The organism is Streptomyces sp. NBC_00775 (assembly GCF_036347135.1).
Taxonomy (GTDB): domain Bacteria; phylum Actinomycetota; class Actinomycetes; order Streptomycetales; family Streptomycetaceae; genus Streptomyces; species Streptomyces lutosisoli.
Window position 1 is genome coordinate 8,136,717 of the sequence record NZ_CP108938.1, and the last position, 24,203, is coordinate 8,160,919.

A 24,203-nucleotide genomic window follows, 5' to 3' on the forward strand; every position below is an offset into this window, starting at 1 on the left:
AACGACTGACCTGGGTCCTCAAGCGTGCCGGCGTGCGAAATGGGCGGCATCACAGGGTCCGGGGGCCGGCTACGCCCTCGGGCCCGCTCCGCGTTGAGCAGCCGAACGGGTTCGCTCCGCGGTCAGTGGCCGAACGGCCGCTCCGTGTTCCGTCGCCCAAGCGCTCGTCGCCGATTGCGTTCATAAAGTTCGCGGCATCCCCGGGACGCGTCACCTCCTGGAAATACGTACGTTCCATTTCCTCCAGCAACGCGATCTACCCTGGTACGACAACAGCCCGGCCGACGTCGCCCGAAGGCACCCGCCCGCCCTCGCCCGACAGGAGCCCCGTGCCACTCCCCAGCGTCGCCGTACCGCCCTGGCTCGCCCACGCCCTGCGCGCGCAGCGCGGGCCCGTGCCCTGGAGTGCGGTGGGGCGGGGTGCGCTGGCCGCCGGGCCACTGCTCCTCGTGGCGGTGCTGAGCGGGCGTACCTCTCTCGGAGTCGTCGCCGCCCTCGGCGCCATGCTCGCCGGGATCAACGACCGGCCGGGGAGCCGGCGCGCCGCCGTCAAGAGGCTCGGGCTGCCCGCGCTCGCCGGGGCCGGGGGGCTGCTCATCGGGTCGTACGCCGGACAGCACGCCGGGGCCGTCGCGCTCACTCTCCTCCTCACCCTGCTCGGGCTCGTCGCCGGAGCCGTCAGCGCCATCGGGCCCGTCGCCTCCGGGGCCGGGACACAGCTGCTGGTCGCCTCGGCCATCGGGGCCGGGATGCCGTTGCCCGAACCCGGGTGGCAGCGTGCGGTCTTCTTCCTCGCCGGGGCGGGCTGGCTTCTTGCGCTGCGGCTCGCGCTGCCGACAACGGGCGTCAGCGCCGGGGACTACCGGTTCGACGGGGAGCGGGATGCCGTCGGTGGTGTGTACGACGCGATCGCCGCTCTGCTCGACGCGGCCGGCGGACCGGACGCGAGCGGGCGGCGCGTCGCGCTGACCGCCGCGCTCGATCAGGCGCAGGACGCGCTCGCCGGGCCCCGGCTGCGGCGGTACGCCAGTTCCGCGGCCGAGCGGCGGCTGCACGCGCAGTACGCCGCCGCGCTGCCGCTCGCCGAGGCCGCGACCGCGCTCGCCTGGGCGGGTGAGACCGTGCCCGCGCGGGCCGCGGAGGGGCCGCGGCGGCTCGCCGTCGCCGTGCGCACCGGTACCCACACCGGGCCGCTGCCCGCGCCCGCCCGCTCCGCACCCGCGCTGCGCGCCCTCGACGACGCGCTGCTGCACGCCGCCGACGCCTTCGACCGGGGCGGCGCCGGAGACACCCTGCACACCCGGCGTCGTACGGCTGCCTCCCTCGTGCGCACCGCGCTCGGCTCCGGAGGGCGCGAGTACGGGCTCCGGGTCGCCCTCAGCTTCGGCGCCAGCGCGGCCGTCGCGCAGGCCCTGCACCACGCCCGCTGGTACGGGAACCACTCCCACTGGTACTGGCTCCCCGCCACCGCCGTGTTCCTCGTCAAGCCCGATCTGGGGCCGCTCGCCTCGCGCGTGCTGTGCCGGGCGGCGGGGACCGTGTTCGGCGCGGTCGTCTTCGCGGGGCTCGCCGCCCTGCTGCCCCGGCCGGAGGGACTCATCGCCCTGGTCGCGGTCAGCGGCGCCCTGATCCCCGTCGCCACACGGCACTTCGCCGCACAGACCGCCGTCGTCACCGTCCTCGTACTCGCCCTCGTCATGGTGGGCGGGGAGCCGCAGGCCTCCTGGAGCCGGATCGGCGAGACGCTGCTGGCCTGCGGGATCGTGCTGCTCGTCGGGCATCTGCCGGCGCTCGGGCAGCGCGGCGGGACGGTACGGGCGCGGCTCATCCGCGCCGCGGAGGCGGCGGACGCCTATCTCACGCATGTGCTGAACGACGGCACCACAGAGGACCGGGCCGGCCGGTGGATCCTGCGGCGCGAGGCCTATCGCGCGCTCGCCGAGGCCCGCGCCGCGATCGACCTCGCCGCCGCCGAACTCCCCGCCCTCGCACGGCACGCGGAGGGTACGGACGAGGTCGCGGCCACCCTCGAACGGCTCGTCGACACGACCACGGCGTGCGCCGTCCAGCTCGACGACACCGGGCGGCTCACACCTCGGCACACCGAGCGGATCGCCGAACTCCTCGACGAGCTGGCCGAGCGCCGGGAGCGTGCGGGGCTGACGACATCCAAGACGCCCAAGCTCCCCGTCGCTGTCTGAGCGTCAATCTGCCGTCCTTGCCGGGCCGTTGGCCACCATCACCGTCCGACCATTACGGCTGCACCCGCACCCACACCGGCGCATGGTCCGACCCCGCCACCCCGCGCCGCTCGCCCGGATCCGCGCCCACCGACGGCAGCCGGAGCTGCTGCTCGCCGGGCAGACCCGTACCCGCGGCGGTGACCCGACGCACCAGCTGATGGCTGACCAGGATGTGGTCGATCAGTTCGCGGCGCCCCGAGTTGACGCGGGAGTAGCGCTGGTCGGCCGGGATGAGCGGGGCCACGTCCCACAGGCGCGTCGCGTCGCCCGCGTCCGCGTGGTCGTAGCCGGGGGTGCCGATCTCGGAGCCGGGCGGGCCGAGGAGGATCTGGGTGGTCGCGGCCTGCACCTCGTCGTTGAGGTCGCCGAGCACCGCCACATCGCGGGTGCGGCCCTCGCCGGCCAGAAGCTCGTCGGCCAGCGCGCGCAGCGCCGTGGCCTCGGCGGTCCGCCGGTACAGGGCGTACGCGCCGTAGCGGGCCCGTTCGCCCTCGTCGCGCGGCTGGAAGCGCCCGCCGGGGTACGACAGCAGCTTCGACTTGAGATGGCAGACCGCCACCCTCAGGGACAGAGCCCGAGTCGTGACCTCCACCGCCAGGAAGCCGCGGCCCGCGTGCGACACGGTGGCGCCGCGGTCGTCGGCCTGGACGGGGCGCAGCGGCTCCGGGAAGGCGTTCGTGTCGGCGAGCACCTGTGGCACCACTCGGCTGAGGAAACCGACCCTGATTCCCCGGTCGTCCGGATGACCGGAGAGCGTGACCTGCCAGTCGCCGTCCAGCATGCCGGCCAGGTCGGCGAGCGCGTCCGGGTCCCCGACCTCCTGTACGCCCAGCAGCGTCGGGTCGAGTTCCGTGATGACGGCGGCCAGGGCGGCGAGTTTCGTCTCGTACGCGGCCTTGTCCTTCGGTCCGAAGGGGCCGCCGGGCCGGTACAGGTTCTCCAGGTTCCAGGTGCCGAGGAGCATGCCGGCTCCTTCCAGAAGGCGGGCTGTGGTGACGCCAGGGTGCTCGCGCAACCGGCCCGGCGACAGGGCTGGGACGGGATGCGCGGTTCACCTCCCCCCGCGGCACGACGCCGTCGTACGGTGACGCGATGACGCAGTCTCCCGCTGATCTCCTCATCACCGGATGCACCGCACTGGTGCACGACGGTCAGGAGGAGATCGAGTTCTTCGAGGACGCCTCGATCGTCGTACGAGGCGGGGTCATCGAGGCGATCACCGACGACGTACGCGGCCTGGACGCCGTCGAGCACATCGACGCCCGCGGTCAGGTGGCGATGCCCGGGCTCATCAACTGCCACACCCACTCGCCGATGGTCGCCCTGCGCGGCATCGCCGAGGATCTGCCGGCCGAGGAGTGGTTCAACGACTACATCTGGCCCATCGAGTCCAACCTCACGGAAAAGGACGTGGAGTTGGGGGCGCGGCTCGCCTGCGCCGAGATGATCCGCGCAGGAGTGACCTGTTTCGCCGACCACTACTTCTCGATGGACACCGTCGCCGCGGTGACGGCCGAGAGCGGGCTGCGCGCGCACCTGGGACAGGCCTTCTTCTCCTCGCAGGGTGCCCAAGGCCGGGAGAGGTCACTGGAGTTCGCATTGCGGCATCGGGGCGGCGCCGACGGGCGCATCACCACCGCCCTCGCCCCGCACGCCCCCTACACCGTGGACGACGCCGACCTGGCCGCGACCGCCGAACTCGCCCGTGACCACGGCCTTCCGGTGCACCTCCACGCCTCCGAGAGCCGAGACCAGACGGACAACAGCCTTGCCCGCCACGGCCTTACGCCGATCGAGGTACTGGAGCGCACCGGGCTGCTCGACACGGAACTCCTCATCGCGCACGGCACCGGCATCATCGACCGCGACCTGCCCGTACTGGAGCGCGCGACGGGACAGGTGGCCGTCGCGACCGCACCGCGCGGGTACCTGAAGTTCGCCTGGGACCCGACACCGGTACGGGCCCTGCGCGAGATCGGCGTCCCCGTCGGCCTCGCCACGGACGGAGCCGCCTCGAACAACTCCCTGGACGTCTGGGAGTCCATGGCCCTCACCGCACTGGTGCAGAAGTCGGCCGAGGGCGACCCGCGCTGGCTGACGTCCCGTCAAGCCCTGCACCACGCAACCCTCCAGAGCGCGCGAGCCGTCGGTCTGGGGGAGCGGATCGGCACTCTCGCGCGGGGGCGGCGGGCCGACATCATCCTGGTCGACCTCACCGGCCCGCACACCCAGCCGGTGCACGACCTCGCGGCCACACTCGTGCACAGCGCCCGCTCCAGTGACGTACGGACGACGATCGTCGACGGGCGCGTACTGATGCGGAACCGTCAGCTGCTCACGCTCGACCTGCCGTCCACGGTACGGGAGTTGGGGGAGCGGCTGCCCGCACTGGTCGACCGCGGCCATGGCCGGCGGATCCAGGAGTACGACACGTGATCCGCCGTGCCGGAAAGAATCCCGGCGATGGGCCGATGAGTTCCGCTCCTCGCGCCAGTCCCTCTCAGGAAGGGCACCGTTCCGTTCCGCAGGAGGAGCACATGACGCTTCCGCAGATCGTCTCGCGTGAGGAGTGGCGCGCCGCGCGCGAGGAGCTGCTGCTCAAGGAGAAGACCGCAACGCGTGCGCGGGACGCGCTCAACGCGGCGCGGCGCGGGCTGCCGATGGTCGCGATCGACAAGGAGTACGTGTTCGAGGGCGGCGACGGGAAGGCGACGCTGCTCGACCTCTTCCGGGGGCGGCACCAACTCGTCGTCTACCACTTCATGTTCGCGCCCGAGTGGGACGCCGGCTGCCGCAGCTGCTCGGCGTTCCTCGACCAGATCGGGCACCTCGCGCATCTGCGGGCCCGCGGCACGGAGTTCGCCGCCGTCTCCCGGGCGCCGTACACGAAGATCCTTCCCTTCAAGGCCCGCATGAGCTGGACGGTGCCCTGGTACTCGTCGTACGACAGCGACTTCAACCACGACTTCCAGGTGTCGTTCCTGGGCGACGACGAAGGCGGTGGCGAGCCCGGTGAACGTCCTGGCGTGAGCTGCTTCCTGCGGGACCGCGAGCAGGTCTTCCACACGTACTCGACGTACCAGCGCGGCCTGGACGGGCTCGGCTCCACCACCAGCTTCCTCGACCTCACGGCACTGGGCCGGCAGGAGGAGTGGGAGGAACCCAAGGGGCGCGCGTCCGCGCTGGGGGCGCCCGCGGGCAGCGAGCGGATCCGGTACCACGACGAGTACGAGGACTGAGAGTTCCCTCACACCGGGTGTACCGCCCCGTGTCGGCTACGTCTCAGTACGGTCACTTCGCGAGCCGTTCACCCCATGCAGGGCGTTTAACTCTATGAGAGCAGTACTACATGGAGGTGCAGGGTGAACGGGCGAACGGTGCTGGAGCGCTTTCCCGCCGGTGGGCCGCGCGGGTCGTGGCCCGCGGAGGAGTTCGCACAGGCGCGCCGCCAGGAAGGACAGGCCGTGGAGGTCGTCATGGATCTCTCCACGGACGCGTTCCTGGTCGTCGTGCGAGGTGCCGACGTCGTCGAGTGAGCTTCGCCGAGCGTGCCTCTCGTGAGCGCCGAACGCGCCTCTCGTGAGTGTCGAGTGGGATCAGCCCCCGTCAGCCCCCCTTGGAGTGGGTACCTTCGACGTGAACTGCTCGGCCTGCAGTGAGTACAGCTCCGCGTAGATGCCGCCCGTGGCCAGGAGCTCGTCCGGGCTGCCGGACTCCACGAGGCGACCCTGGTCGAGGACGTGGACAAGATCGGCGTGGCGTACGGACGCCAGCCGGTGCGTGATCAGGATGACGGTCTGGCCGGTGCCCGCCAGGGCCCTGATCTTCTCGAAGACCTCCAGCTCGGCCCGGGCGTCGAGCGCCGCCGTCGGCTCGTCCACGATCAGGATGGCGCCGCGCCGGTACGCGGCCCGCGCGATGCCGAGGCGCTGCCACTGCCCGCCCGACAGCTCGTGCCCGCCGCTGAAGCCGCGGCCCAGGAGCGTGTCCAGGCCCCGGGGCAGGTCCGCGACCACGTCCTCCGCCCCGGCCTCGGTGACCGACGAGGCCAGGCGCTCGTCCGTCAGCGGCGCCGAGGCACGCCCGACCGCGACGTTGACGCGCGCCGTGAACGGCCACCGTTTGAAGTCCTGGGCCACCATCGCTATCCGCTCGGCGAGTTGATGCCGGTCGGCGGTCGCCGCGTCGACGTCGTCCCACAGGATCCGGCCGTGTTCGGGGGCGTAGAGCCCCGCGAGCAGCTTCACCAGGGTCGTCTTGCCCGAGCCGTTCTCGCCGACGAGTGCCACGATCTTGCCGAGCGGCACGCTGAGGGTGACGTCCGCGAGCGCGGGCCGGGACGAGGTGCCCGGATAGGTGAACGTGACGTTCTCGAAGCGGATTTCGCGCGGATCGTCGGGGAGCGGATCACCGCCCACCGGGATCGCGCGCTCGGCCGCCTCGACGTACAGACGTTGCAGGTCGCCCACGAACAGGGCTTCCTCGTGGAGGGAGTTGACCTCCAGGACGAGCGTGTCGAGGCTCGCGGAACCGGTGCGGATCGCGATCACGGCCGTACCGGCGACGGAGAGCGCCATCGCGCCGGCCAGCAGCAGCCCGCCGAGGGTCGCGTACGTCGCCACGGTGGCAAGTCCCGTCCAGGCGGCGGCGATCAGACCGGTGCGGGCGGAGAGCCGGGCCAGCCGTGCCTGCTCGGCCTCGGCGGTCTCCGACATCGAGCGGAAGTGGCGTAACAGGAACGGCCCGACGCCATGCACGCGGATCTCCGGGGCCGCGGCGGGCTCGGTGAGCAGACCGCTGATGAGATGCCCGGCGCGGGCGTGCTGCACCCAGGTGTGGAACGACTCGTAGCGCCGCCGGGCGATGGTCAGCGCGCTCCAGGCACTCGGCAGCGTCATCGTGACGAGCAGCGGCAGCAGCGCGGGGTGCAGCACCGTCAGCACGCCCGCCGCCGCGCACAGCGAGATCATCGCGTTCACCACCCGGGTGGCGATCGTGATCATGCTTCGGGCGGACCGGGCGCCGTACTGTGCGGTGTCCAGCAGCTTGTGGAAGGCGTCGTCCTCGATCGCGGCCAGCTCCACGGCCGCCGCCCGCTCCAGGTACAGCTCGGTCGCCACCCGCTCCACCTTCGGCTCCAGGCGTCCGGTGGCATACGTGGACGCGGCCCGCAGCAGCGCGGCGACCAGCATCACGGCGGCGACCGTGACCAGCGCCGGGAGCGCGCCGCGCAGCCGGTCCCCGACCGGGCCGCTCGTCATCAGCCGCCCCAGCACGCTGTTGACCGCCAGCAGACTGACCGCCTGGGCGCCGCCGCGGGTCAGCTCGGCGGCCAGCACGACACGGGCGGCGCGCGGGTCCGCCTTCCAGGCGAGACGGAAACTGGACGCGAGCAGCGACGGCAGCCGCGTCAGCATCGCGCGGAAGTTCAACTCCAGGAACGCGTCAGCGTGTTGGGACCAGCCCATGTCGTAGCGGAGCGGGCCGCCGAAGAGTAGATATTCGGAATCGGAGGGCGGCGGTTTGTCGTTGCCGCGCTTCTTCCTACGTGTCGGCTTCCCAGCCGATTCGCCCGTCGGCTTCTCCGCCGGCTCGCCCGCTGACTTCTCCGCCGCTTTCCCCACCCATGGCCTCCCCGGGACCGCACGAACGGTGCTTTCCCCAGGAACGCGGCGCTCCACCCGTGGAGGCGGTGGTGTTTTGCGGCGACCGGCGCACTTCGGACACGTCCGGCAGCCCCCGGCCGGAGGGTTTACGCGCTGATCGGACGCGACCAAACGGGCGTCGTCCCCGTCATCCGGCACAGCGCCAGATAGAGGGGGATCGGCGGGGTGTAAGGAAGCGTGCCGTCCGGCTTGTGGATGAGGCCGGGTGCGTCGGGCGCGTCCGGTACGACCGCCCCCGTGGCGTAGTGCGCGGGCGCCGGCCACTCCAGAGCGACGTCGGAGTCGGAGGGTACGAGCAGCCACCAGCGCGACCCGTCTGCGTAGACACAGCCCACGCGGGGCAGCCGCGGCAGCAGCAGCGGTCCGAACCGGGCGGGCACCGACACCGCGTCGCAGCCCAGCGGCACGGTCATGCCCTCGGGTACGAGGAGACGCCTCAGCGGCCCGGACATCCGCTGCCCGCGCTTCATACGGACCATCGTGTCCAGGCTCAGGACCTGGGCTCCAGGCCCTGCCGCCGACGTACCCCTCACACCCTCCCCCCATCCCGGTTGCGCTCGATCGGCGGGACCCCCGGGGTCCGCGTTCCCCAGAACGCTTCCGTCCCGGTTCCCCGGCCGTCGGCCGGGGGCTTCTTCGCACTCCAGCCCAGGTCCGACCGGGCTCCGGTGGCCCCGTCCTGCCCGCCCTGCCCGTCCGCGCCGCGCTCCAGCTCCGCCCAGACCAGCAGGCCGGGCCCGGTGTCCTGGGCCCCCCAGGCCCTGGACACGGCCGCGACGAGGAGCAATCCCCTCCCGTGCTCCTCCTCGGGCCGCTGCGGCGAGGGGTGCGGCTCACCCGGAGCGCATCCCTCGTCACGTACCGCTATCCGCACCACGTCGGAGGCATCGTGCAGCTCGCAGAGGACGCGCTCTCCGGCGGCGTGCACGATCGCGTTGGTGACCAGCTCGGAGATGACGAGGGCCGCCGTGTCGCAGGTGTCCTCGCACACCGCCCAGCCGGACAGCCGGGCACGTGCCAGGCGTCTCGCCTGAGCCACGGAGCCCGGGTGTGCGGCCAGCTCGAAGCGGAACCGGCGCTCGGCGGCCGCGCCGGGCCGGAGCCCTGCGGCGGCACGGAGACCGATCCGGTCTTCGGCGGCGTCTGTTCCTAACGGCGCGGACGGAATCACGCTTGCCACTATCGCCCCGCCGTGAACACTTGGCAAGTGTCACTCTGAAAAATGCAGAGTGCTGTGTGACGCGGTGAGGGCGCGTGGCACACTGCTCGCAACAGCACGCCGAGCGGCGCCAGTTGGGATCGTCGAAGAGGACGAGGAAGAACCCGTACGGCGCCGCCCGGCCTGTCCGGACTCTGTGGACGGGCTGTCATGGACTCAGTGGAGGTGGGACGTGAGCGAACCGCGGTCCGCGCCGACGGTCGGTCAGGTGGTCCTCGGCCGGCGCCTGCTGGACCTGCGGGAACGCGCGGGTCTCAAGCGTGAGGAGGCCGCGCGCATCCTGCGTGTCGCGCCCGCCACGGTCCGCCGTATGGAGATGGCCGAGGTCTCCCTCAAAATTCCGTACCTCCAACTGCTGCTGAAGTCGTACGGCGTCAGCGACGAGGAGGCCGAGGCCTTCGTCCAACTGGCTGAGGAGGCCAACAAACCCGGCTGGTGGCAGCGGTTCCACGACATCCTGCCGGACTGGTTCTCGATGCATGTGAGCCTGGAGGGTGCGGCCGCCCTCATCCGCTCGTACGAACCCCACTTCGTGCCCGGGCTGCTGCAGACCGAGGACTACGCGCGCGGCGTCATGAGGGCGGGCGCCATCGGCCAGACCAGACCCGAGGACATCGAGCGGCATGTGGCGCTGCGCATACAACGCCAGGATCTGCTCACCCGCGCGGACGCGCCCCGGATCTGGGCCGTGATGGACGAGACGGCCCTGCGCCGCCCCATCGGCGGCCCCGAGGTGATGCGCGCCCAGATCGACAAGCTGCTCCAGGCCACGAAGCTGCCCAACGTGACATTGCAGGTGATCCCGTTCTCCTCGGGGCCGCACCCCGGCACGTACGGGCCCTTCGTGCTGTTCCGCTTTGCCATGCCGGAGCTCCCGGACATGGTCTACAGCGAGTACCTGACCGGCGCCGTCTACCTGGACGCGCGCTCGGAGGTGGCGACCCACCTCGAGGTCATGGACCGCATGGCGGCTCAGGCCGCTACGGCACATCGCACGAAGGAGATCCTCCGGGATCTCCGCAAGGAGCTGTGAATGGAACGCATCAAGCCGCGGATACGCGACGTGCGTATCTACAACGGAATGCCCGCCCGCGAACTGGGCAACGAGGGCTGGCACAAGCCGTGGAGCGGCGGGAACGGCGGCAACTGCCTGGAGGCGATGAAGCTCGCCGACGGGCGCATCGCGGTCCGCCAGTCGGCGGACCCGGACGGACCCGCCCTGATCTACACGCCCGGCGAGATGACCGCGTTCATCCAGGGCGCGAAGGCGGGGGAGGCGGACTTCCTTCTGTCGTGATCCACTTGTGTTCCCCTTTCCTCGACTTCCCTAATCGTGGCACTGAGTTGATGACTTACTTCGATATGAATCCTCACCGCGGCACGGACTTACGGAGAGGCTGGGGTTACAGCCGGGACCACATGCGCCGTGGGGCGTCCACCAGGCGGCTCACGGCGACCACCGGGAACGGCGGCTGGTCCGCGCGGCCCAGGCCGAGGCTCAGCCCGTAGTAGATCTGCTCGATGGACGGCGGCCCGACCGCGAGATTGCGCCGCACCGCCGCGGGCGGCGACGCCTGTCCGGTCCGCACGAGATACGCCGCCGCCATCGCCCCCGTACGCCCCACTCCCGCACCGCAGTGCACGAACACCGGCCCCGACGCCTCGCCGACCACTTCGAGGAAGCGTTTCACCTGGCCGGGTGTCGGGGTCTGCCCGTCGCGGACGGGCAGGCGTACGACATCGAGCCCGGCCTCGCGGGGCGCGGCGAGCTGGGCCGCGGACAGGTCCTCGGCGCGCAGGTCCACCACGGTGGTGAACCCGTGGTCCGCCAGCCCCCGATAGCCCTCGGGCGAGGGCGCCCCGCCCCGCCACAACTCTCCCCGCGAGCCGACTGGTTGGAAGTGATGAACGCCCCACACCGCGTACGTCCCCGTGGGCGGCGGGGTCTCCTCGCGGATCCAGTAGGACAGCGCCAGGATGCCGAGCGCGCCGGTGGCACACAGGACCAGATAGCCGAGGACGAGTCCGACGAGGGAGCGCAGGAGGGCCCGGCGCCATCGGCGTAATCGGTGGCCGCGCCGCCATCGCCGTGATCGGGCGGCTCTGGAACAGCCACAGGCGCCCGCCCTCGTCGAAGCCGAACTCGATGTCCTGGGGGCCGCCGAAGACGCGCCGCGCATGCCGTGCGAGCCGGGCCAGCCGACGCAGCTCGGAGGAGGTGAGCGGCGGCTCGTCGACTGGCGCGGAAGCCTCCGGCGGCTCTGTCCGCAGCACCCGCCCCCATCGGCTCAACCAGTAGTTCGTGCCCGGCTGTTCACCGCTGACCAACGTGTCGGGTCCGCCCCGCACCGCGCTCGCCAGCATCCGGTCGGTCCGTCCCTCGACGGGATCCGCCCCGAACAGCACGCCTCCGACCCGGGCCGCCAGCATCGGCTGGACGAGCACCGCCATCGGGGCGGTGGTGCCGTCAGGGCGGTGCGCCGATTCGAGAACGGTCCGTATGGCCGTACGGAAGTCGCGCCAGCCGCGCACGTCCAGCACGCAGGCGAACTGGCCCGCCAGGGACGACTCCTGGGTGTCCTCCTGGGGGGACGAGGAGCGTACGACGAGGGGGAGCGTGCCGCCGCGGGAGAGTTGGTGCCAGGCTCGCCGGAGAGGGGCGGGATCACTGTCGGGATCACTGTCCGCCGGGTGTGGCACCACGAACCCGGGAAGCACGGGCAGCCCGGCGCGTGCCGCCCGAGCGAGATGTGCGGCCTTGGAACCCGCGAGTCGGGGGAGTGCGGCCGTGGGCTGATCCAAGGGGACGGGGCCGAGGCCGTACGGTGCGGCGCCGAGGCCGTCTGGCGCGGGCGCACTGCCGCCCCTGAGTTCTTCCCCGTCGCACGCACCGTCTTCGTGACGTTCGTCTTCGTGACGTTCGTCGAGCGTCGTCATCGAGCACCCTCCAGGACCGACCGCCAACAGGAGGGACGCGCGGGGGTGGCCCTGCGCCTGACGACGGAACGAAGGATGGGGGCGGGCCACTGTCACGCCCGGTTCACGGCCGCGACGGCAACACGCCTCCTGCGCTCAATGGTCCCACCGCCCTTGTGCTCCACCTCAGTTGGAGGTCACTTTCCGGCCAGGTCAGCGCGGTGGCAGCACTCCGCACAACGCGTCGAGCGCCGCCCCATAGGCATGCTCCGCGGGCGTCGCATAGCCCACCACCAGCCCGTCCGGAGCGGCCGTCACCGCCTCCGGATGCCGGAACTCGGCGAGCCCGTCGAGCGCGACGCCCTGCCAGACCGCCGCCTTGACCGTCGACTGCTCGGTCCCCGGCGGCAGCCGCAGCACCGCGTGCAGCCCGGCCGCGATCCCGGTGACCTCGATGTGCGGCGCCTGAGCGGCGAGCGCGGCGACGAGCCGGTCCCGCCGCCCCCGGTACCGCTGCCGCATACGCCGCACGTGACGGTCGTACGACCCGGAGACGATGAAGTCCGCGAGCGTCAACTGGTCCAACGCGCTCGCCCACGCCTCCCGTTCGCCCTTGACGGCGAGTACGGCATCGACGTACCGCTCCGGAAGGACCATCCAGCCGAGCCGCACCGCCGGCGACAGGCTCTTGCTGACCGAGCCGATGTGGATGACCCGCTCTGGATCCAGACCCTGCACGGCACCCACCGGTTTGCGGTCGTAGCGGAACTCCCCGTCGTAGTCGTCCTCCAGGATCACCCCTCCACGCGCGCGTGCCCAGTCGATCAGGGCGGCCCGTCGTGCGGGATGCAGCGGACCTCCGGTCGGGAACTGGTGGGCGGGCGTGAGCAGCACGGCCCGCTCCCTGCGCAACTCGCCCACCTGGGCGCCGTCTTCGTCCACGGGCAGCGGCACGGTCCGTACGGGCGCGGCGGCCAGCAGTTCGCGGTGGAAGCCGAGGCCGTACGACTCGACGGCCAGCGGGCCCCGCAGGACATGCGGGAAGAGCAGCCGCAGGGCGTGCGCGAAACCCGAACAGATCACGATCCGTCCAGGCTCCGTGCGTACGCCACGCGCGCGTGCCAGGTATGCGGCGAGTGCCTCGCGCAGTTCGACCCGCCCCGCCGGATCACCGGGCCCGAAGGCCTCGTTGGGTGCCTGCTGGAGGGCCCGGCGGTACGACGCGAGCCAGGCGGCGCGCGGGAACGACGACGCGTCCGGCGTGCCCTGCCGTAGATCGTGCCGGGGTCCACGCGCGCGTGGAGGTGCCTTTTTGGGTACGCGCGCGGGGGCGCCCGGCGGTGCGGTGCTCTCCCACTGCCTTAAGGGCGTGGGAGGTACCCCCACGGCCACCCTGGTGCCCGAGCCCTGCCGGGCGGTCAGCCAGCCCTCGGCGACGAGCTCGGCGTAGGCGTCGGCGACCGTGTTGCGCGCGACGCCCAGGTCTGCGGCGAGCGAGCGGTACGGCGGCAGACGCGTCCCCGGCGCGAGCCTGCCGCAGCGCACGGCCTCGCGCAGCGCACGGATCAGCGCGGCCCGCCGCCCACCCGAACCCGACAGCTCCAGGTGCAGGTCGGCACCTATCCGCTCCGCAGAATTGACCCATGAATCTGCCATGGAAATGCACCCTACAACCGGTCTTTCCGGCCCGTAGATTCATGGTCATGACGACGCACACGATGCACACGACGCACACGACGGCCGGCACCACTGTTCCTTCGGGTGGGGCGACCGTGGCCGAAAATGCCCGCCTCGACTTCGCGAAGTCCGCTCCGAAGGTCTTCCGGGCCCTCATCGGTTTCGACGCGGCGGCCCGCGAGGGGCTCGACCCGGCCCTCGTCGAACTGATCCAGATCCGCGCCTCGCACCTCAACCACTGCGCGTACTGCCTCCACATGCACACCAACGACGCCCGCAAGGCCGGCGAGAGCGAGGACCGGCTGCACATGGTCGCGGTGTGGCGCGAGGCCCGGCACTTCTTCACGCCGCGGGAGCAGGCGGCGCTCGCCCTGACGGAGGCGGTCACGCGTGTCGCCGACGCGGGCGTGCCGGACGACGTGTACGCGCAGGCCGCCGCCCACTTCGGGGAGCAGGAGCTCGCCCATGTGCTGGCCCTGATCTTCACGATCAACACGTGGAACCGGGTGGCGCTGTCGACGGCGAAGGTGGCGGGCACGGACCAGCGCCGCTGACGCACCGCCGCCATCGGTCACACCGCCCGCGGTCACACCGTCATCGGTCGGTCGTACGGCCCTATCGGCGCCGGAAGCGTCGACGTGCCCGTCAGCCGACGGTCCACCGCGGCGGCCGCGGCTCGCCCCTCGGCGATGGCCCAGACGATGAGGGACTGGCCGCGGGCCGCGTCCCCGGCGGCGTACACCCCGGGAACGTTGGTCGCGAAGTCCTGGTCCCGGGAGATCGTGCCGCGCGGTTCGAGGGTGAGGCCGAGCTGGTCGATCAGGCCGTCGTGGCGGTCGGGGCCCGAGAAGCCCAGGGCGAGCAGCACGAGGTCGGCGGGGAGGTCCCGCCCGGAGCCGGGTACCGGGCGCCGCCGCTCGTCGACCTCGACGAGGTGCAGTGCACGCACATGCCCGTCCGCGTCCCCGGTGAAGCGGAGCGTGGACGCCGCGAAGAGCCGGGCGTCCGCGTCCGCCGCGGGCGCCGTCTCCAGCACGCCGGCCTCCTCGTGCGCGGCCGAGAGCCGGTAGATCTTGGGGTACGTCGGCCACGGCTCGGCGTCCTCGTCGCGCTCCGCCTCGGGCAGCGGATAGATGTCCAGCTGGGTCACGGACGCGGCGCCCTCGCGTACGGCCGTCCCCAGACAGTCGGCGCCGGTGTCACCGCCGCCGACGATCACGACGTGCTTGCCGGCCGCGGACAACGGCGAGACCTCCAGATCGCCCTCGCACACCCGGTCGGCCAGCGGCAGATACTCCATCGCCTGATGGATCCCGGCCAACTCCCGCCCGGGAACGTCCAGTTCGCGCCAGGCGGTGGCACCCACGGCGAGGACGACGGCGTCGTAGCGTGACTTCAGCTCGGCGGCGCGGATGTCCCTGCCGATCGCCGTCGATGTACGGAACTTCGTTCCCTCCGCCCGCATTTGCTCCAGCCGCTGGTCCAGGTGCCGCTTCTCCATCTTGAACGCGGGTATCCCGTACCGCAGCAGCCCGCCGATCCGGTCGGCCCGCTCGTACACGGCGACGGTGTGCCCGGCCCGGGTCAGTTGTTGTGCGGCGGCGAGCCCGGCGGGCCCCGACCCGATCACCGCGACGGTCCGTCCCGACAGCCGGTCCGGCGGGCGCGGTGGCGTGAAACCGTCCTCCCAGGCGCGGTCGGCGATGGCCACTTCGACGTTCTTGATGGTGACCGCGGGCTGGTTGATCGCGAGCACACAACCCGCCTCGCACGGCGCCGGGCACAACCGCCCGGTGAACTCGGGGAAGTTGTTCGTCGCGTGCAGCCGGTCGCTCGCCGCCCGCCAGTCGTCCCGCGAGACGAGGTCGTTCCACTCGGGGATCAGATTGCCCAGCGGACAGGCGTCGTGGCAGAACGGGATTCCGCAGTCCATGCAGCGGTCGGCCTGCTTGCTGATGATCGGCAGCAGCGCCCCGGGGACGTACACCTCGTTCCAGTCCCGCACGCGTTCCTCGACGGGCCGGCGCGGGTTCTCCTCGCGCGGCGTGGTCATGAATCCCTTGGGATCGGCCATGGCCGTCTCCCTCACGTACGCGTACCGGTGCGGGGCCGCGTGGCCATCGGACGTCATCGGCCCACGGCCTCCGGGCGGCACTCCTTTCCCGCCACGATACGTCGCCTCCGTCGGCCCCGCCGCTCAGGTGAGGGCCAGCGTGTACGACACCGCCGCGGCGGCCGACGCGACCGTGCGGACGTGGTTCCACATCGTCCACTCACGCACGTACGTACGCCAGTACAAGGCGGTCTCCGGTGCTCCGGGCTCCATCTTGAGCAGCGCCTCGTTGCGCGGCACGTTCGCGACGACCGTCACTCCGAACGACCCGAACAGATACAGAGCGCTGCCCAGCAGCAGCTCCACCGTCCCGTCGTCCGGCAACAGCACGAACGTCACCACCGCGAGCACCGCGCACAGCCCGGCCGACCCGAGGAACACCAGCATGAACGGCGGGCGCAACGCGGCGACGTTGATCGCGTTCATCGCGGCGACCCCCTGCGCGGGCGGCAGCTCGGCGAGCCCCCTCATCGCGAACGTCGAGAACCCGCAGAACACCCCAGCCACCAGCCCGCAGCCGAGCACCCCCAACACCGTCAGCACGAAGTACGGTCCATCGATCATGTCCACTCCCGCGTCGACCCCCAGAGTCCAAAGATCCTGCACGGCACCAACTGTCACCACAAGTGAAATCCTGAACGAGGACAGTGACCATGGCCCGGGGGCGCGGGTGCATACGCGAGCGTCCAGAACGGGGTCGAAGCGTCCAGAACCGGGTCGAGAAAGGCGGGGCAGGGCGGCCAGGACGGGCAGGCAAGCAGGCGGGCAGGGTGTGCAGGGCAGGCACAGGAAGGGCGGGTCTCTGGGCCGCGCGTCTGCCGGGCATCCGGTCACGCGCGCGCCGTGAGCTTGTCGCGCCACTCCCAGAGCCGCGCCTCCACCGAGGCCGCGATCCGGCGCCGCGCCTCATATCGCGGCACACCGCTCATCAGCAGCTGGTCGTACGGAGTGTCCGCGTGCCGTACGGCGGCACGAACCGCCGCGGTCACCGCGGCCTCGGACAGCGCACGGCCCGCGGCACTGCGCCCCACCCGCCCGCTGCCGCGCACCGAGGCGTGAGCGGCGATCGCCCGCGCCCGCTCGGCCGGACAGCCGGGAAACAGCCGGTGTATCTCCCGCGCGAACGCGTCCGTGAACCGCAGATCCTCCGCCTCCCGCCGCCGCGCGTCCCGAGCACGGCGGCGCCGCCGCGCCTCCGCGTCCGCCAGGCACCGCTCCTCGGCCAGGGCGAGCGCCGCCTCCTCTACGAGGACACCCTGCCGTTCGTACCGACTCCGCCGCCGGTTGAACCGCACCACCACCGCCGACAGCGCACTGCCCTCCCGCGACCTCCGCGTCAGCGCGGTGTCCCCTCGCGGCAGGAACACCAGATGCCCGAGATCCGCGCAGTCCAGACACCGCGGCGCCCCCTCCTCCAGCACCAGCAGCGCCAGCGGCCCGGTCCCGCACTCGACACAGTGCCGCTTCTTGAGCGGCTGGATCACGAGAAGTCCAGTGCGGTGCGGGGGAGTTGCGATCGGTGCCATATGCGGTTCATTCCCCCGTCCGACCCGGGATCTACGCGGCCGGCGCGCCCGGGGCGGCCGCGCCATCACCGCGGGTGTGAGCCGGGGCTGAAGGCCGACATGCGCGTACGGTGCCGCGCCGGCGCACCGATCTCGTCGAGCACCGCCACCGCGAGGTCTGCGTACGCGCTTACGGCAGGTGCGCGGCGCCGCCCGGTGCGGTCTCGCCCCCAGAACGTCTCGTGATCGCGGCATCATGGGCCCTGTGCGACTCGAAGCGATCACCTGGGAACGGCTCGGCGACCTCCTCGCCGATCGTCTGCTCGGCCTGAAACCGGACGACGGCAGCCCCTGGCCGCGCATCGCCTTCGACGGATCCCCGGCCGCTCGCCCCGGCGAGCTCGCGCACCGCGTCTCCGAGGCGCTGCGCATACGCGGCCGGCCCTCGCTCGTCGTCGGCACGGAGGGCTTCCTGCGTCCGGCGTCGCTCCGGCTCGAATACGGCCACCAGGACGTCGAGGCGTACTACGACGGCTGGTTCGACACCAGCGCCCTCTGGCGCGAGGTCTTCGGCCCCCTCGAAGCGGGCGGCAACGGCCGTGTCCTGCCCGACCTCTGGGACCCGGCCACCGACCGCGCCACCCGCAGTTCCTCCGTCCAACTCCCGCCCGGCGGAATCCTGTTGCTGCACGGACCCCTCCTTCTGCGCCACTGGTTCCCGTTCGACCTCAGCGTCCACGTACTCCTCTCCCCGGGCGCCCTCCGTCGCCGTACTCCCGAGGCCGAGCACTGGACCCTCCCCGCCTTCGAGCGCTACGAGAACGAGGTGGACCCGGGCGCCACGGCCGACGTCCTGGTGCGAGCCGACGATCCGCGGCGCCCGGCGTGGAACGGCTGACCCGTCGCCCCGCTGGCAGGCTGATCAAAAGTGCCGACCCCTCAGGGCTTTTATATGCATGCGCATGTAGTTAGCCTGTGTTCATGACACTCTCCGCCGACAATCCGGCCTCCTTCGACGACTCCGTTCGCGCCCTCCTCGACGGCAAGAACTTCGCCAGCGTCGCCACCCTCGGCCCCGGCGGCGCTCCCCAGAACTCGGTGGTCTGGATCAAACGCGAGGGCGACACCGTCCTCTTCTCCTCGACCGCGGGACGCCAGAAGGTGCGCAACCTTCAACGGGACCCCCGCATCAGCCTCTCTGTCTTCGACCTCGCCAACCCCTACACCTCGGTCGAGATCCGCGGCACCGCCGAGATCCTCCCCGACGACGCCAAGCGCCTCCCGTACGAGCTCTCGCACAAGTACCTCGGCATCGACCCTCCGGCGGAGAAGGACGACGAGGTCCGCGTGATCATCCGCGTCGTCCCGCGGAAGATCGTCGGATTCTCCGTCTGACCGCAAGCAGCTTGTGGTCTTGCCCCGGCCGGCTGGGGGGCGCCCCTCGGCGACCGCGGACTTCCGGGTGCGTATCCCTGGGGACACGGCGAGAATGTAGGGCGCCGGGACTAGCGGTGTGTTCCGCGCCGCGCCGGCCGTCCGGCACCGGGAGGTACTTCATGACCACCGCCGGAGACATCATGCACCGTGGTGCCCAGTGGATTCCCGCCCACGAGACCCTGGACCGCGCCGCCCAGCTGATGCGCGAGCTCAACGTAGGCGCCCTGCCCATCAGTGACGAGAACGAACGGCTTTGCGGCATCCTCACGGACCGCGACATCGTCGTCGGCTGTGTGGCCATGGGGCGCGACCCCGCACGGGTCACCGCGGGCGAGATGGCCCAGGGCACACCGCGCTGGATCGACTCGGGCGCCGACGTCGGCGAGGTGCTCCAGGAGATGAAGGGCCACCAGATCCGCCGGCTTCCCGTGATCGAGAACAAGCGGCTCGTCGGCATGATCAGCGAGGCCGACCTGGCCCGGCACCTGACGGACGAACAGCTCGCCGCGTGGGTCGAGGGCGTCTACGCGATGAGCGCGACGACCTGACCTCGTCGATCCTGTTCCCGCTTTCCAGCCGTTTCCGAATGCGCGCTCTCGTCCGGCCGGCCGTGCCGGGCGAGGGGCGTCTCAGAGCCAGCCGTTGCGCCTGAATCCCCGGTACAGGACGAGGCAGGCGAGGGATATCACGCCTATGACGATGGGGTAGCCGAACCTCCAGTGCAGTTCCGGCATGTTGTCGAAGTTCATGCCGTACACCCCGCAGACCATCGTCGGCACGGCGATGACCGCCGCCCATGCCGTGATCTTCCGCATGTCCTCGTTCTGCGCCACCGTCACCTGCGCGAGGTGCGCCTGCAGGATCGAGTTGAGCAGTTCGTCGAAGGCGGCGATCTGTTCGGTGACCCGCAGCAGATGGTCGGAGACGTCCCGGAAGTAGGCCTGTATCTCCGGGTCGACGACCCGTATCGGCCGAGTCGCGAGCTCCTGGACCGGACGGGCGAGCGGGACCACGGCCCGCTTCAGCTCAAGGAGTTCACGCTTGAGCTGGTAGATGCGGCCCGCGTCGGTCCGTGCTCCGTTCTCGGCGAACACATCGGCCTCGACCTGGTCGATGTCACCCTGGACCGAGTCCGTGGCATTCACATAGTCGTCGACCACATGGTCCGCGATCGCGTGCAGCACCGCGGCCGGTCCCTTGGAGAGCTGGAGCGAGTCGGACTCCAACTCCTCGCGCAGCGGGCCCAGGGAGCCGTGCCGTCCATGCCGCACGGTGATGACGAAGTCGTGCCCGACGAAGACCATGATCTCGCCGGTGTCCACCACTTCGCTGGTCGCCGTCAGTTCCTTGTGCTCGACGTAGCAGACCGTCTTGAACACCGCGAACAGCGTCTCGCCGTACCGCTCCAGCTTCGGGCGCTGATGGGCCTCCACCGCGTCCTCGACCGCCAGGGGGTGCAGGTCGAAGAGCTCGGCGATGCCGGCGAACTCCCGGGCCGTCGGCTCGTGCAGCCCGAGCCAGACGAATCCCTCGTCGCTCTTGCGGATCCGCTCCACGGTATCGACCAGATCGCGGCCGCCGGGGACCCGGGCGCCGTCCTGGTACGCCACGCAGTTCACCACCGCGGAGCCCAGTGGAGACCGGGCCGGGTGGCTCAGGTCGACACGGGCGCGCCGCCGCGTCAACCGCGCCACCTTGCGGAGGCCGCCGACCGCGCCGAGGGCCGTGACCTTCCGCAGATTCCCTGCCATGGACATCTGGATCTCCTTGCGTGGATCTCCTCGCGCCGCACTTTGCGCCTTGGCGCGCCAGTCTGCCAGGCCCGATCGAACGCCGGAAAAGCCTGTGGGAACGGAACATTCCGTTCCGGCTAGTGTGTGAGTGAGCGGTCAACGCTCGCCGGATCGCGCAGGTGGCGGCAGCGGGAGCGTCGACGATTCCCGACAAGCCGGTCAACTGGGATGATCTCCCCATGACGCGATCCGACGGGTATCTCCTCGACAACCGGCAGACCGAGGCGGGACAGCGCTTCGACGCCTTCGCCACTCTCTTCGACCCCACGACGTTCCGGCACATCGAGCGCTTCGGCATCGGGTCCGGCTGGCGCTGCTGGGAGGTCGGCGCGGGCGGCACGTCCGTGGTGTCCTGGCTGGCCAAGAAGGTCGGCCCGACCGGACGGGTCGTCGCCACCGACATCGACACCTCGTGGGCGGCCTCCGCGGCCCGCCCGCCGGTCGAGGTCCGTGTCCACGACGTGGGTGCCGAGGAGCCGCCGGGGGAGGGCTTCGACCTCGTGCACGCCCGGCTCGTGCTGGTCCATGTGCCGGACCGGGAGCGGGCGTTGCGATCGATGGTCAAGGCCCTGCGGCCCGGCGGCCGGCTCCTCGTCGAGGACGGCGACCCCGCGTTGCAGCCTCTCCTCTGCCCCGACGAATACGGCCCGGAGCAGCAGCTCGCGAACCGGCTGCGCCAGGGCTTCCGCGGTCTGCTCGCGGAGCGCGGCGCCGATCTCGCGTATGGCCGCAAACTCCCCCGCCTGCTCCGCGAGGCGGGGCTGAACGGTGTGGAGGCCGACGCGTATTTCCCCGTCACCTCGCCCGCCTGCGCCGACCTGGAGTCCGCGACGATCCGTCAGATCCGCGACCAGCTCGTCACCGCGGGCCTGGCCACCCACCAGGACATCGACCGCCACCTGGCCAACGTAGCCACCGGCTCCATGGACCTGGCGACGGCACCGATGATCTCGGCGTGGGGGCGCAAGGGGTAGACGGGAGAGGGGAGTTGGCCCGGGGCGCCATGGACCGTGCCGCGCCGACTCGGGGCGCCACGGGCCTGGCCGCCCACCCGCGAGCCGACCCACCCGCGAGCCGACCCACCCGCGAGCCGGCCCACCGGCAGGCCTCGCCGGCCCGCCGCCGAGTCTCCCGTCCGGCCGCCGTCAGATGCCCACCGGTGGCCTTCCCCCGATCCGTTCCACTGCCATCGCCCCCGCTCCGCAGCCCTCCTCCGCCGCCTCCTCGGCCTCCGCGCCCGCGAGCAGGGCGGCGAGGAACGCCCCAGTGAAGGCGTCGCCGGCGCCCGTGGTGTCGCGAGGGGTCGCGGGCACGGCCGGGACACGCGCCCGGACGGTTCCGGAACGGGCCACGAGGGCCCCGTCAACGCCCTGCTTGGCGACGACCAGGGGCACATGGCGGCTCAGCTTGGCCGCGGCGTCCGCGGGATCGGGCAGCCCGGTCAGCAGGTACGCCTCGTCCCGGCTGGGCAGCAGGACGTCGACGCCCTCGGCGAGTTCGAGGAAGCGGTCCACCCCGAGCTCGGTGAGGAACCCCGCCGACGCCGGATCCAGGCTCACCGGCACGCCACGCGCGCGTGCCGACTCCAGTGCCACCGACACCAGTGCCCGGCTCGGCTCGGAGAAGAACAGGTAGCCCGACAGATGCAGTCGCGCGACACCGTCGAGCAGAGCGGGTGACCAGTCGTCGGGTTCGAGCCGCAGGGAGGCCCCGCTGTCCGTGAGGAACGTACGCTCCGCCGAAGCGCCCGTGTCCACCAGGCAGATCACCGTCCCGGTCGGCGCCTCCGGATCGACGACGAGCAGGGGACGTACACCGCAGGCCGCGAGCTCGCGCTCGTGCCACGCGGCCGCCTCCGCCCCCACCCGGCCGAGCAGCCGTACGTCCGCGCAGCCCCGATGAGCCGCCCAGCACGCGACGTTGGCGCCGGCGCCGCCGGGCACGGTGCGGATCGCGGCGGCCGTGTCGGTGCCCGCCGCGAGCGGCCCCCGGTGCCGGGCGACGACGTCGGTGACCACGTCTCCGACGACGAGCAGAGCGCCCGCAAGCGCCCCCGTATCCCGCCCGGCGCCCCCGTGATCCGTCCCGCTCACGCCCCGGCCCAGGCCGCCGCGATCCGCCCCGCGAGCCGTACGTTGCCGCGCACCGCCGCCAGATTGGCGCTCAGCGAGGCGCCGTCGGTGTGCCGCACCAGATAGTCGAGCAGGAACGGCGTCACCGCCTGCCCGGTCACGCCCTCCGCCTCACACGCGTGCAGCGCGTCGGCGAGCACGCGCGCGTGGAGCGCGGGATCGAGCTGCTCCTCCTCGGGGACGGGGTTCGCGACGATGAGCGCCGACTCGGGAGCGTCCAGCGCGTCCTGCGCGCGCATGACATCCGCCACCTGCCCGGGGGACTCCAGCGTCCAGTCCACCGGATGTCCCGAGTCCGACAGATAGAAGCCGGGGAAGCGCTCCGTGCCGTACCCGGCCACCGCCACACCCAGTGTCTCCAGGCGCTGCAGCGTCGCCGGCACGTCCAGGATCGACTTCACACCCGCGCACACCACCGTGATCCGGGTACGCGCCAGCAGGCCCAGGTCGGCCGACTCGTCCTGCGTCACCGTCCACTCCCGGTGCACCCCGCCGAGCCCGCCCGTCGCGAACACCCGTACGCCCGCGCGGGCGGCCAGCAGCGCCGTCGCGGACACGGTCGTCGCCCCGCTCGCACCGGCCGCCACCGCGAGCGGCAGATCGCGGTGCCCCAGCTTGCGGATCCCGTCCTCGTTCGCGACCCGCTCCAACTGCTCCTTGTCCAGACCGACATGCGGCTGCCCGTCGAGCACGGCGATCGTCGCGGGGACGGCACCCTCCCGCCGTACGACGTCCTCCAGCTCCAGCGCGACCTGCAGATTGCGCGGGCGCGGCAGCCCGTGGGCGATGATCGTCGACTCCAGGGCCACCACCGGCCGGCGCGCGTCGAGCGCCTCCCGTACCTCTTCGGACACCACGATCACGCGCCTGCCTCCTGTCGGTCGTCTTTCCTCATCTCTGGATCTCTGGCGGGCGGCGCGCCCGGTCAAACCCTTGCGACCTGCGGCGTACGACACCAGCCTGGGAGCATGACGGACAACTCGCCACGTCTCGACCATGTCGTCCTCTGGGTACGTGATCCGGTCGCCTCGGCCGACTTCTACGAGAAGGCGGTCGGACTGGAGCCCCTGAAGGTCACCGAATTCGCCGCCGGAAAGGCGTCGTTCCCCTCGGCGCGCCTCAATGAAGAGACCATTTTCGACCTCATGCCCCTCCCCATGGCGGCGTATATGAACATGGTCCCCGGAGGCGCCGACAGTGCCGGTCATCCGGTCAACCACGTATGCCTGTCCCTCCAGGAAGGCGATTTCGACGCGCTGCGGGCACGTCTGGAGGAGCGGTCCGTCCCGCTCTCGGGCTTCTCCTACGACTCCTACGGCGCCCGCGGACTGGCCAAGCGCAGTTTCTACTTCCGTGACCCGGACGGGAACGTCTTCGAGGCGCGGCACTACGAGTAGGCCTCACGGCACTACGAGTAGGTCTCACGGAGGAGAAGGGGTGCCCCCGCGCGCGGGGGCACCCCTTCGGGAGACCATACGGCTATTCGATACAGGCGGCCGGGT

General features: G+C 71.7%; 24 protein-coding genes and 1 pseudogene. 12 read left to right on the forward strand and 13 right to left on the reverse strand.

Features of this window, described 5'->3' with window-relative positions; translation table 11 throughout:
* The first annotated feature begins 329 nt into the window (after positions 1–329).
* Positions 330–2,201 (forward strand): FUSC family protein, encoded by a 1,872-nt coding sequence (locus OIC96_RS36110; protein WP_330303807.1) that lies wholly within the window; start codon positions 330–332, stop codon positions 2,199–2,201.
* A gap of 52 nt (positions 2,202–2,253) precedes the next feature.
* On the opposite strand, the gene OIC96_RS36115 is transcribed toward OIC96_RS36110, so the two are convergent.
* Positions 2,254–3,207: an endonuclease/exonuclease/phosphatase family protein gene (locus OIC96_RS36115; protein ID WP_330303806.1), complete on the reverse strand. Its 954-nt coding sequence runs from the start codon at positions 3,205–3,207 to the stop codon at positions 2,254–2,256.
* A 128-nt stretch (positions 3,208–3,335) separates the two neighbouring features.
* Between OIC96_RS36115 and OIC96_RS36120 the strand changes: the two genes are divergently transcribed.
* The 3 genes from OIC96_RS36120 (at position 3,336) to OIC96_RS36130 (ending at position 5,779) form a co-directional block, all read left to right on the forward strand.
* Complete coding sequence (locus OIC96_RS36120) at positions 3,336–4,679, forward strand: amidohydrolase (protein ID WP_330303805.1); 1,344 nt, start codon at positions 3,336–3,338, stop codon at positions 4,677–4,679.
* Positions 4,680–4,780: 101 nt separating this feature from the next.
* On the forward strand, positions 4,781–5,482 hold the full coding sequence (locus tag OIC96_RS36125; RefSeq protein ID WP_330303804.1) for a DUF899 domain-containing protein: 702 nt from the start codon (positions 4,781–4,783) through the stop codon (positions 5,480–5,482).
* A 123-nt stretch (positions 5,483–5,605) separates the two neighbouring features.
* On the forward strand, positions 5,606–5,779 hold the full coding sequence (locus OIC96_RS36130; protein WP_327427913.1) for a hypothetical protein: 174 nt from the start codon (positions 5,606–5,608) through the stop codon (positions 5,777–5,779).
* Positions 5,780–5,839: 60 nt separating this feature from the next.
* On the opposite strand, the gene OIC96_RS36135 is transcribed toward OIC96_RS36130, so the two are convergent.
* The 3 genes from OIC96_RS36135 to OIC96_RS36145 all read right to left on the reverse strand — a co-directional run bounded on the left by OIC96_RS36135 (position 5,840) and on the right by OIC96_RS36145 (position 9,089).
* Positions 5,840–7,711 carry an ABC transporter ATP-binding protein gene (locus OIC96_RS36135; protein WP_330310054.1) on the reverse strand — a complete coding sequence of 624 codons (1,872 nt, stop codon included), beginning with the start codon at positions 7,709–7,711 and terminating at the stop codon, positions 5,840–5,842.
* A 284-nt stretch (positions 7,712–7,995) separates the two neighbouring features.
* A complete protein-coding gene (locus tag OIC96_RS36140; protein ID WP_330303803.1) occupies positions 7,996–8,388 on the reverse strand; it encodes a hypothetical protein in 393 nt (130 codons plus the stop codon).
* A gap of 50 nt (positions 8,389–8,438) precedes the next feature.
* Entirely contained in the window at positions 8,439–9,089 is a 651-nt protein-coding gene (locus OIC96_RS36145) for an ATP-binding protein (protein ID WP_330303802.1), read from the reverse strand.
* A 211-nt stretch (positions 9,090–9,300) separates the two neighbouring features.
* On the opposite strand from OIC96_RS36145, the gene OIC96_RS36150 reads away from it, so the two are divergent.
* Together OIC96_RS36150 and OIC96_RS36155 are read left to right on the forward strand one after the other, a co-directional pair.
* Positions 9,301–10,161, forward strand: coding sequence for a helix-turn-helix domain-containing protein (locus OIC96_RS36150; RefSeq protein ID WP_330303801.1), 861 nt, complete (start codon positions 9,301–9,303; stop codon positions 10,159–10,161).
* Complete coding sequence (locus tag OIC96_RS36155) at positions 10,162–10,425, forward strand: DUF397 domain-containing protein (protein ID WP_327427909.1); 264 nt, start codon at positions 10,162–10,164, stop codon at positions 10,423–10,425.
* A gap of 106 nt (positions 10,426–10,531) precedes the next feature.
* Here the strand turns inward: OIC96_RS36155 and OIC96_RS36160 are convergent, their stop codons facing one another.
* The 3 genes and pseudogenes from OIC96_RS36160 to pdxR form a co-directional block, all read right to left on the reverse strand.
* The gene (locus OIC96_RS36160; RefSeq protein ID WP_330303800.1) at positions 10,532–11,308 is read right to left on the reverse strand and encodes a fused DSP-PTPase phosphatase/NAD kinase-like protein; all 777 of its coding nucleotides are present in this window, start codon (positions 11,306–11,308) and stop codon (positions 10,532–10,534) included.
* Positions 11,268–12,065: pseudogene (locus tag OIC96_RS36165) on the reverse strand (PEP/pyruvate-binding domain-containing protein); the annotation flags it as partial. The pseudogene OIC96_RS36165 and the gene OIC96_RS36160, both read right to left, overlap by 41 nt.
* A 192-nt stretch (positions 12,066–12,257) precedes the next feature.
* Positions 12,258–13,700 carry a MocR-like pyridoxine biosynthesis transcription factor PdxR gene (gene pdxR, locus OIC96_RS36170; RefSeq protein WP_330303799.1) on the reverse strand — a complete coding sequence of 481 codons (1,443 nt, stop codon included), beginning with the start codon at positions 13,698–13,700 and terminating at the stop codon, positions 12,258–12,260.
* Between the two features lie 47 nt (positions 13,701–13,747).
* Between pdxR and OIC96_RS36175 the strand changes: the two genes are divergently transcribed.
* Positions 13,748–14,275 carry a carboxymuconolactone decarboxylase family protein gene (locus tag OIC96_RS36175; protein WP_406501474.1) on the forward strand — a complete coding sequence of 176 codons (528 nt, stop codon included), beginning with the start codon at positions 13,748–13,750 and terminating at the stop codon, positions 14,273–14,275.
* A 32-nt stretch (positions 14,276–14,307) separates the two neighbouring features.
* On the opposite strand, the gene OIC96_RS36180 is transcribed toward OIC96_RS36175, so the two are convergent.
* From OIC96_RS36180 to OIC96_RS36190, 3 genes are all read right to left on the reverse strand, one after another.
* Entirely contained in the window at positions 14,308–15,795 is a 1,488-nt protein-coding gene (locus OIC96_RS36180; RefSeq protein ID WP_330303797.1) for a glutamate synthase subunit beta, read from the reverse strand.
* Between the two features lie 123 nt (positions 15,796–15,918).
* Positions 15,919–16,398: an anthrone oxygenase family protein gene (locus OIC96_RS36185; protein WP_330303796.1), complete on the reverse strand. Its 480-nt coding sequence runs from the start codon at positions 16,396–16,398 to the stop codon at positions 15,919–15,921.
* 266 nt (positions 16,399–16,664) lie between these two features.
* Positions 16,665–17,360: a DUF2293 domain-containing protein gene (locus tag OIC96_RS36190; RefSeq protein WP_330303795.1), complete on the reverse strand. Its 696-nt coding sequence runs from the start codon at positions 17,358–17,360 to the stop codon at positions 16,665–16,667.
* Between the two features lie 235 nt (positions 17,361–17,595).
* Between OIC96_RS36190 and OIC96_RS36195 the strand changes: the two genes are divergently transcribed.
* The 3 genes from OIC96_RS36195 to OIC96_RS36205 all read left to right on the forward strand — a co-directional run bounded on the left by OIC96_RS36195 (position 17,596) and on the right by OIC96_RS36205 (position 19,324).
* The gene (locus tag OIC96_RS36195) at positions 17,596–18,237 is read left to right on the forward strand and encodes a uridine kinase (RefSeq protein ID WP_330303794.1); all 642 of its coding nucleotides are present in this window, start codon (positions 17,596–17,598) and stop codon (positions 18,235–18,237) included.
* Positions 18,238–18,320: 83 nt separating this feature from the next.
* Positions 18,321–18,734 carry a PPOX class F420-dependent oxidoreductase gene (locus OIC96_RS36200; protein ID WP_330303793.1) on the forward strand — a complete coding sequence of 138 codons (414 nt, stop codon included), beginning with the start codon at positions 18,321–18,323 and terminating at the stop codon, positions 18,732–18,734.
* Positions 18,735–18,895: 161 nt separating this feature from the next.
* Positions 18,896–19,324 carry a CBS domain-containing protein gene (locus OIC96_RS36205; protein ID WP_330303792.1) on the forward strand — a complete coding sequence of 143 codons (429 nt, stop codon included), beginning with the start codon at positions 18,896–18,898 and terminating at the stop codon, positions 19,322–19,324.
* Between the two features lie 81 nt (positions 19,325–19,405).
* Here the strand turns inward: OIC96_RS36205 and OIC96_RS36210 are convergent, their stop codons facing one another.
* A complete protein-coding gene (locus tag OIC96_RS36210) occupies positions 19,406–20,533 on the reverse strand; it encodes a magnesium and cobalt transport protein CorA (RefSeq protein WP_330303791.1) in 1,128 nt (375 codons plus the stop codon).
* Positions 20,534–20,748: 215 nt separating this feature from the next.
* Between OIC96_RS36210 and OIC96_RS36215 the strand changes: the two genes are divergently transcribed.
* Positions 20,749–21,543 (forward strand): methyltransferase domain-containing protein, encoded by a 795-nt coding sequence (locus tag OIC96_RS36215; RefSeq protein WP_330303790.1) that lies wholly within the window; start codon positions 20,749–20,751, stop codon positions 21,541–21,543.
* Between the two features lie 171 nt (positions 21,544–21,714).
* Here OIC96_RS36215 and OIC96_RS36220 read toward each other — a convergent pair whose 3' ends face one another.
* Together OIC96_RS36220 and OIC96_RS36225 are read right to left on the reverse strand one after the other, a co-directional pair.
* The gene (locus OIC96_RS36220) at positions 21,715–22,662 is read right to left on the reverse strand and encodes a carbohydrate kinase family protein (protein WP_330303789.1); all 948 of its coding nucleotides are present in this window, start codon (positions 22,660–22,662) and stop codon (positions 21,715–21,717) included.
* Positions 22,659–23,564, reverse strand: coding sequence for a pseudouridine-5'-phosphate glycosidase (locus OIC96_RS36225; protein WP_330303788.1), 906 nt, complete (start codon positions 23,562–23,564; stop codon positions 22,659–22,661). Before OIC96_RS36225 ends, OIC96_RS36220 begins: the two co-directional genes overlap by 4 nt.
* A 105-nt stretch (positions 23,565–23,669) precedes the next feature.
* Between OIC96_RS36225 and OIC96_RS36230 the strand changes: the two genes are divergently transcribed.
* Positions 23,670–24,098, forward strand: coding sequence for a VOC family protein (locus tag OIC96_RS36230; protein ID WP_330303787.1), 429 nt, complete (start codon positions 23,670–23,672; stop codon positions 24,096–24,098).
* The last annotated feature ends 105 nt before the right edge of the window (positions 24,099–24,203 follow it).

Excerpts from the sequence above, each read along its gene's own strand:
- OIC96_RS36215 (WP_330303790.1), top strand. The coding sequence starts at position 20,749 with ATGACGCGATCCGACGGGTATCTCCTCGACAACCGGCAGACCGAGGCG.
- OIC96_RS36135 (WP_330310054.1), bottom strand. The coding sequence starts at position 7,711 with ATGGGCTGGTCCCAACACGCTGACGCGTTCCTGGAGTTGAACTTCCGC.
- OIC96_RS36120 (WP_330303805.1), top strand. The coding sequence starts at position 3,336 with ATGACGCAGTCTCCCGCTGATCTCCTCATCACCGGATGCACCGCACTG.
- OIC96_RS36230 (WP_330303787.1), top strand. The coding sequence starts at position 23,670 with ATGACGGACAACTCGCCACGTCTCGACCATGTCGTCCTCTGGGTACGT.
- OIC96_RS36195 (WP_330303794.1), top strand. The coding sequence starts at position 17,596 with ATGGGCCCTGTGCGACTCGAAGCGATCACCTGGGAACGGCTCGGCGAC.
- OIC96_RS36210 (WP_330303791.1), bottom strand. The coding sequence starts at position 20,533 with ATGTCCATGGCAGGGAATCTGCGGAAGGTCACGGCCCTCGGCGCGGTC.
- OIC96_RS36190 (WP_330303795.1), bottom strand. The coding sequence starts at position 17,360 with ATGGCACCGATCGCAACTCCCCCGCACCGCACTGGACTTCTCGTGATC.
- OIC96_RS36175 (WP_406501474.1), top strand. The coding sequence starts at position 13,748 with ATGACGACGCACACGATGCACACGACGCACACGACGGCCGGCACCACT.
- OIC96_RS36115 (WP_330303806.1), bottom strand. The coding sequence starts at position 3,207 with ATGCTCCTCGGCACCTGGAACCTGGAGAACCTGTACCGGCCCGGCGGC.
- pdxR (WP_330303799.1), bottom strand. The coding sequence starts at position 13,700 with ATGGCAGATTCATGGGTCAATTCTGCGGAGCGGATAGGTGCCGACCTG.
- OIC96_RS36125 (WP_330303804.1), top strand. The coding sequence starts at position 4,781 with ATGACGCTTCCGCAGATCGTCTCGCGTGAGGAGTGGCGCGCCGCGCGC.
- OIC96_RS36180 (WP_330303797.1), bottom strand. The coding sequence starts at position 15,795 with ATGGCCGATCCCAAGGGATTCATGACCACGCCGCGCGAGGAGAACCCG.
- OIC96_RS36155 (WP_327427909.1), top strand. The coding sequence starts at position 10,162 with ATGGAACGCATCAAGCCGCGGATACGCGACGTGCGTATCTACAACGGA.
- OIC96_RS36205 (WP_330303792.1), top strand. The coding sequence starts at position 18,896 with ATGACCACCGCCGGAGACATCATGCACCGTGGTGCCCAGTGGATTCCC.
- OIC96_RS36140 (WP_330303803.1), bottom strand. The coding sequence starts at position 8,388 with ATGGTCCGTATGAAGCGCGGGCAGCGGATGTCCGGGCCGCTGAGGCGT.
- OIC96_RS36160 (WP_330303800.1), bottom strand. The coding sequence starts at position 11,308 with ATGCGCGGCGCGTCTTCGGCGGCCCCCAGGACATCGAGTTCGGCTTCG.
- OIC96_RS36185 (WP_330303796.1), bottom strand. The coding sequence starts at position 16,398 with ATGATCGATGGACCGTACTTCGTGCTGACGGTGTTGGGGGTGCTCGGC.
- OIC96_RS36200 (WP_330303793.1), top strand. The coding sequence starts at position 18,321 with ATGACACTCTCCGCCGACAATCCGGCCTCCTTCGACGACTCCGTTCGC.